The sequence below is a fragment of the Mycobacterium sp. genome (assembly GCF_035499775.1).
In the GTDB taxonomy this organism is placed as follows: domain Bacteria; phylum Actinomycetota; class Actinomycetes; order Mycobacteriales; family Mycobacteriaceae; genus Mycobacterium.
Genome location: NZ_DATJYB010000248.1, coordinates 21656 through 28078, shown reverse-complemented (window position 1 = coordinate 28078; position 6423 = coordinate 21656). Strand labels below are relative to the sequence as shown.

Here is a 6423-nt window from a genome sequence, read left to right as displayed (position 1 = left end):
GCCCCCGACTACACCCACACCGACTACCACCCCCCCAGCACCCCCACCGAACACACCCTGGCCGCCATCTACGCCCAAGTCCTGGGCCTCGACCGCATCGGCATCAACGACTCCTTCTTCGAACTCGGCGGCGACAGCATCTCCGCCATGCGCCTGATCGCGGCCATCAACACCAACCTCGACGCCGACCTCGCCGTCGGCACCGTATTTGAAGCACCCACCGTCAGGAATTTGAGTCAGCGCCTCGAGACGACTGGTATTCCGCTGCAAGAAATAGTGCCGGTTCAAACTCTCAAGACCGGCGTCGGCGTACCATTGTTCTGCATTCATCCCGGGGGTGGGGTGAGCTGGCCATATCAGGCGCTCAGCAATTACCTGGACTGCCCGATCATCGGAATTCAACAAATTCTGCAGGGCGCAGAAGCCGAACCTCGCTCAATTCGCGATATGGCGGAAAACTATGCCGACAGAATTCAAGAGGCTTACCCAACCGGGCCCTACCACCTGCTCGGCTGGTCCTTCGGAGGCGTCGTCGCCCATGAACTCGCCGTCGAGTTGCAGCGGCGCGGATGCGAAATCGGGCGACTCGTCCTGCTAGATGCCCAACCCAGCATCGGCAGCAGCGTCACCCTGCCCAGCCATGCCTTGGGTGAGAAGAAGCACATCCTGGAAGAAGTCCTACGGTCCAGTCGTGCAGGTATTCCAGAGCAGGATGGGCCGCTGAGCTACGAGCAAATAGAAGAACTGGTTCGCGAACGAGGAGCCGTCGAATTTCCTCGATACAACCAGCTCCTCGATCTGATCGTGCAAAATCTCAATAGCAGCGTCCTGTTCTATCGAGCTCACGAACCCCGCGTATTCCATGGTGACATGACTATATTTTCTGCTGCGCTGGACGAGAGCGATCGCAGTTCTCTGCTTGCGCGAAGTTGGCTACCTTACGTTGCCGGCGACATTACCGTGCATCCGGTCGGCTGTACGCATCAAGACATCCTGACGGTCGAATCGCTCGGTATGTACGGCAATCAACTCAGACAATTAGTGGTTGGTGAGTCAATGTGAAATTAAATTGGCCCCAGAGGCTGTTCAAAGTGTCCCGCCCCAACCGCGCCGCCGGGTTGTCGCTCGGCGGCCTGTTCCAGCGACTGGCGCATGTGGTGGGGCGCCGCCCGTGGCTGGTGATCGCCGGTTGGGTGGTGCTGATGGCGGTGCTGGGGGCCATGTTTCCACCCGTGACGAAGGTGGCCCGCGAACACACCCAGGAACTGCTGCCGAGTGACGCCCCAGTAATGGTGGCTACCCGGCAAATGACCCAGGCGTTCCACGAACCGGGCATCCAAAACGTCGCCCTGGTAGTGCTCACCGACGAGCAGCACGGCATGACCAAGGCCGACGAAGACGTCTACCGCACCATGGTCGACAGGTTGCGGGCCGACACCCGCGATGTCGTCATGGTGCAGGACTTCATCTCCAAACCCCCGTTGCGTGAAGTGATGGCGAGCAAGGACAACAAAGCCTGGTTCATCCCGGTCGGCATCGCCGGCGAACTGGGTTCACCCGCCTCGAACAAGTCCTACGAACGTGTCGTCGAAATCGTCAAACAGACCATGAAGCAGGTGCCTGCGGGGTCGACGGTCACCGCGCACATGACGGGGCTCACGGCCACCGTCTCCGAACTCGCCGAAATCGGGGAACGCGATCTGAAGGTGATCGAGAGCGCGACCCTGATCATGGTGTTGCTGATACTGATGGTGGTCTACCGGAATCCGGTCACCATTTTGCTGCCACTGGTCACCATCGGCATATCCCAGGCCGTCGCGGCGCAGGTGGTCTCCGGGCTCGCGGGAGTGGGTCTAGGCATCTCCCAGGAGACCGTCATATTCATGACCGCGATGATGATCGGCGCCGGAGTCGACTACGCCGTTTTCCTGATCAGCCGATATCACGAATACCTCAGGCAAGGTATGGATTCCGATGAAGCCGTGGCGCGGGCATTGGCGGCCATCGGCAAGGTGATCGCCGCCTCCGCGGCGACCGTCGCGGTCACTTTCCTCGGCATGTCCTTCACCAAATTGCTGGTGTTTTCCACCGTGGGGCCGGCCCTGGCGGTCTCGATCGCGGTGGCGTTCTTGGCCGCGATCACGCTGCTGCCGGCGATGATGGTGATCGCTGGGCGGCGTGGTTGGGTGAAACCCCGACGAGACCTGACCAGCCGGATGTGGCGACGTTCCGGAATCCACATCGTCCGGCGCCCGGTCGCGCATCTGGTTGCCAGTCTGGTCGTACTGATCGCTCTGGCCAGCTGTGTGGCCGTGATGCATACCAGCTATGACGCGCGCACGACGCTGCCGCCCAAGGCCGAAAGCAACATTGGCTTTGCCGCGATACAACGCCATTTCCCGGCCAGTTCCACTGTCCCGCAATACATCTTCATCCAGTCCCCGCACGACTTGCGCACCACCAAAGGGCTGGCGGACCTCGAGCAGATGGCCCAGCGGGTGAGTCAGCTGCCCGACATTGCGATGGTGCGTGGCGTCACCCGGCCCACCGGCGCACCGCTGGAGCAGGCGACGCTGAGTTACCAGGCCGGCGAGATCGGCCACCGGCTCGCCGACGTGTCGTCGAAGATCGCCGACAGCAAGGACCAGCGCGACGCGCTGACCGGCGGGGCGAACAAACTCGCCGACACCCTTGCCGCCGTTCGCGGCCAGCTGACTCAAGCCACCACGGTGATCAATGGCCTGGCCAACCAGCTCGAGAACATGAAGAACCAACTCACGAATTCCGAAGCGCTGCAGGACATCAAGGCGCAGTTGGCGAGCCAGCTCGCGGCCGGCGACTCGATCCAGCCGACGGCCGGCAACCTCAACGACGTCGCGAACACGGCAAATTCGGTCCTGACCGGCCTGAACAACAACCCTGCTTGTGCCACCGACCCCGGCTGCGGCCAGTTGCGGGACCAGCTGCAGCATCTCGTCGAGACGCTGCGGAAGTTGCAACCGTCGATGGATGCCGCCGCCAAATCGATTCGGGCGCTGGGCCTCAACAACCCGGGAGGGATTCAGCAGAGCATCGCGACGTTGAATCAGGGCGCCACGCAGCTGGCGCAAGGCAGCCGACAGATCGCCGACGGGGTCCGCACCCTCGATGACCAAACCCGACAGCTGGGCGAAGGCCTGTCACACGCCGCAGCCTTCTTGCTGGCGATGAAGCTCAACGCATCCGAACCCGGCGCGGCAGGCTTCTACATTTCACCGGAGATCCTGGGTAACGACCAATTCAAGGATCTCGCAGCGGTCTTCATGTCACCCGACGGGCATTCGGTGCGCTACCTGGTCCAATCGAAGTTGGATCCGTACGACACCAGGGCGATGGATCAGGTCAAGGCAATCGTCGGCGCTGCGCGCAGTGCGCAGGCCAACACGTCGCTGGCCGACGCGTCGATATCGATGTCGGGCTTGACGCCGTACTACAGCGAAATGCGTGACTACTACAACCAGGACTTGCGGTACATCGTCATAATGACGGTCGCCGTCGTGCTCCTGATCCTGGTGATGCTGCTGCGGGCTGTCGTGGCGCCGCTGTATCTCGTTGGTACGGTGATCCTTTCGTATCTCTCCTCGCTGGGCATCGGCGTCATTGTGCTGCAACTCATCGGCGGCGAGCCGTTGAATGCGAGCATGCCAGGGATGGCGTTCATCGTCTTGGTGGCCGTCGGCGCCGATTACAACATGTTGTTGATTTCGCGGATTCGCGACGAGTCCCCGCATGGGATCCGATCCGGTGTAATCCGGACGGTGGGCACGACCGGGGGTGTAATTACCTCTGCGGGAATCATTTTCGCTGCGCCGATGTTCGCCATGCTGTTCAGCAGCGTCAGCTCGGTGGTACAGGCGGGGTTTGTGATCGGCGTCGGCCTGCTGCTGGACACCTTCCTGGTGCGCACCATTACCGTGCCGGCGCTGGCGGTGCTGGCCGGAAAGGCCAACTGGTGGCCGTCGGGCTGGCGGGGCGGGCGACGTCAGTCGAAGCGACGCACCCCGGTGCGGGTGCCGGAGCGCGAGCGGGTACCCGAGGCCGCGGCAGGTCAGACCGCATGGGCCTGGACGCCGTGGTTTGAAAACCGTTGGCTGCGCCAGTCTTAGGGGCCAACGGCTCGGATAGCAGCGGGGAGCGCAAACGGAATTGTCTACGTCCCGCCCGGTTTGGGCGTGGGTGCGGTGGCCGGGGGCTGGAAGGGTGTGTACCACCACCAGTCGGCGCGTTCGCCGAGGGGTCCGGACCAGGGTGGGACGGCGGGTGGGGGTTTGGTGGGTGGGCGGGCGAGTGATCCGGGTTGCAGTTGTCGGCCGGTGCTGTCGGTGACGGTGAGCTGGTCTGCGGGTCCGGTGATGGTGATCAGGCCGCGGTGGTGCAGCCGGTGGTGATAGGGGCACAGCAGTACCAGGTTGTTGAGCTCGGTGGGGCCGCCGTCTTCCCAGTGCCGCAGGTGATGGGCGTGCAGGCCGCGGGTGGCCCCGCAGCCGGGCACCGCGCAGGTGCGGTGGCGGTATTCCAGGGCGCGGCGCAGCCGCCGGCTGATCTGACGGGTGGTGCGGCCGGCGCCGATGAGCTGCCCGTCGCGGTGAAACCAGACCTCGCAGGTGGCATCACAGGTCAAATATTGGCGTTCGGCGTCGGTGAGCAGCGGACCCAGATGCAGCGCGGCGGCGCGCTGGGCCACATCGAGGTGCACCACCACAGTGGTGTGCTGGCCGTGGGGCCGGCGGGTGGCTTCGGCGTCCCACCCGGCCTCGACCAGCCGCAGAAACGCATCGACACTGTCCGGCAGCGGGGGCCGCTGCTCTGAACCGCCCTCGTCCTCGCCGTGGTCCTGTTTCCACTGGGTGATCAGCGCCTCCCGATGAGACGCCAAGGCGGCGTCGAACTTGGCCGCATCCAGGGGCGGAAGGGTGATCCGGTAGCAGCTGCCCTGCTCGGTGCTCGACTTGCTGAACGATCGCTCACGCTCGGGGACGGGTTCGGGGTCGGGTCGCGGCTCCAGGTTGACCGCGGTGCGCAACTGGTTGACCGTGGCGACCGCGGCCAACTGCGCGTAATGCTCATCGGAGCCCTGCCCGGCGCGTGCGGCGATGACCCCGACCTGATCCAGCGACAGCCGCCCCTCGGCCATGCCCTGAGCGCACAACGGGAACTCCTCCACCCGCCGTGCCACCGTGGCGATGGTGCGGGCATTGGCCGCGGACACGCCCAGCTTCCAGGCCACCAACGCCGGCACCGAGCGGGCCCCGGTGATGCCGCACAACTGGTCGCGCTCGATCTCGGCCACGATTTCCACGATCCGCGCATCAATCGCGTTGCGCTGACCGGCCAACTCCGCCAACTTCTCGAAGGCCACCTCCACACGCTGGGCTGGACTCCCAACCGGAGGTAACGCGGTCAACGACATGAATTCATCCTTGCAGCCGGGTACGACAATTCCCTGCCACCCACTCGAGGCGCCGGGGCGTGACCGTCATCCGCTGCCAACCGCGAAACCCGAATCGTTAGTCAGGTCGCTACAACGCGTCTTACTGTTACCTTACGTTTCTCTTATTTTCCTTATTTTTCGTGTACGGTGCTGGTCGAGGGCTCGAAATTTCCCCAGCGAGAGGTCAATGAGATGCCGCACTCCCAGACAAGCCGATCACCCCGACTGTTGCCGATCTCCGACGCCGCGGCGGCCTACCGCCTCGTCCACAGACGTGTCGACGCGCTGATCCGCGGTCGTGCTGAAGTCGCCGAACTGACGGTGCCTGCGTGTCCAAGCTGGACCATCCGCCAGACGGCTGCTCACCTGGCCGGGGTCGCACAGGATATCGTTTCACTCGATATGGAGCAAAAGGGCGCCGACTCCTGGAGCCAGGCGCAGGTCGATCGCCTCGGCGAGCACACTATCGACGAGCTACTCGACCTGTGGGGGCAGATGATCGACCCGGTGACAGCGCTGCTCGCGTTGGCCCCCCAGGCATCGGCATGCCAGCTTGTCTTCGACACTCTCACCCATGAACACGACATTCGCGGTGCACTGGCTGAACCAGGCCCGCGCACGGGCGATCTCGCGTTCGCGGTCGCGATGGGATTCGCCACAACGATGGGCGATAAATTCATCCGGCAGTCGGAACTGCCGGCGCTCCGGTTAAGCACTCCCACAATCGGATCCGTACAGCTCGGCGACGCACACACCGCACAAGGTCAAGTCGCCCTCGACATCTCGGATTTCGAGGCGCTACGTGCCTTCGGCGGACGACGCAGTATCCGGCAACTGTCAGCGCTGCCCTGGGATGGAGACCCGACAAACCTGGTGCCCGCCTTCACGCACCTGCTGCCCGCCTTCAGCAACGACGGTATCCGACCGCCGAGCGGCGACCTCCTCGAATGAAG

4 protein-coding genes are annotated in these 6423 nt (G+C 63.8%); 3 read left to right on the top strand and 1 reads right to left on the bottom strand.

The window, feature by feature from the left end; translation table 11 throughout:
* On the top strand, positions 1–1062 hold a 1062-nt coding region (locus VML93_RS16425), incomplete at its 5' end, for an alpha/beta fold hydrolase (RefSeq protein ID WP_325612213.1).
* A gap of 29 nt (positions 1063–1091) precedes the next feature.
* Positions 1092–4145 carry an RND family transporter gene (locus VML93_RS16420; RefSeq protein WP_325612211.1) on the top strand — a complete coding sequence of 1018 codons (3054 nt, stop codon included), beginning with the start codon at positions 1092–1094 and terminating at the stop codon, positions 4143–4145.
* A 44-nt stretch (positions 4146–4189) separates the two neighbouring features.
* Here VML93_RS16420 and VML93_RS16415 read toward each other — a convergent pair whose 3' ends face one another.
* Positions 4190–5449, bottom strand: coding sequence for an HNH endonuclease signature motif containing protein (locus VML93_RS16415; RefSeq protein ID WP_325612210.1), 1260 nt, complete (start codon positions 5447–5449; stop codon positions 4190–4192).
* A 168-nt stretch (positions 5450–5617) separates the two neighbouring features.
* Between VML93_RS16415 and VML93_RS16410 the strand changes: the two genes are divergently transcribed.
* Positions 5618–6421 carry a maleylpyruvate isomerase N-terminal domain-containing protein gene (locus VML93_RS16410; protein ID WP_325612208.1) on the top strand — a complete coding sequence of 268 codons (804 nt, stop codon included), beginning with the start codon at positions 5618–5620 and terminating at the stop codon, positions 6419–6421.
* Positions 6422–6423 lie beyond the last annotated feature (2 nt).

Excerpts from the sequence above, each read along its gene's own strand:
- VML93_RS16415 (WP_325612210.1), bottom strand. The coding sequence starts at position 5,449 with ATGTCGTTGACCGCGTTACCTCCGGTTGGGAGTCCAGCCCAGCGTGTG.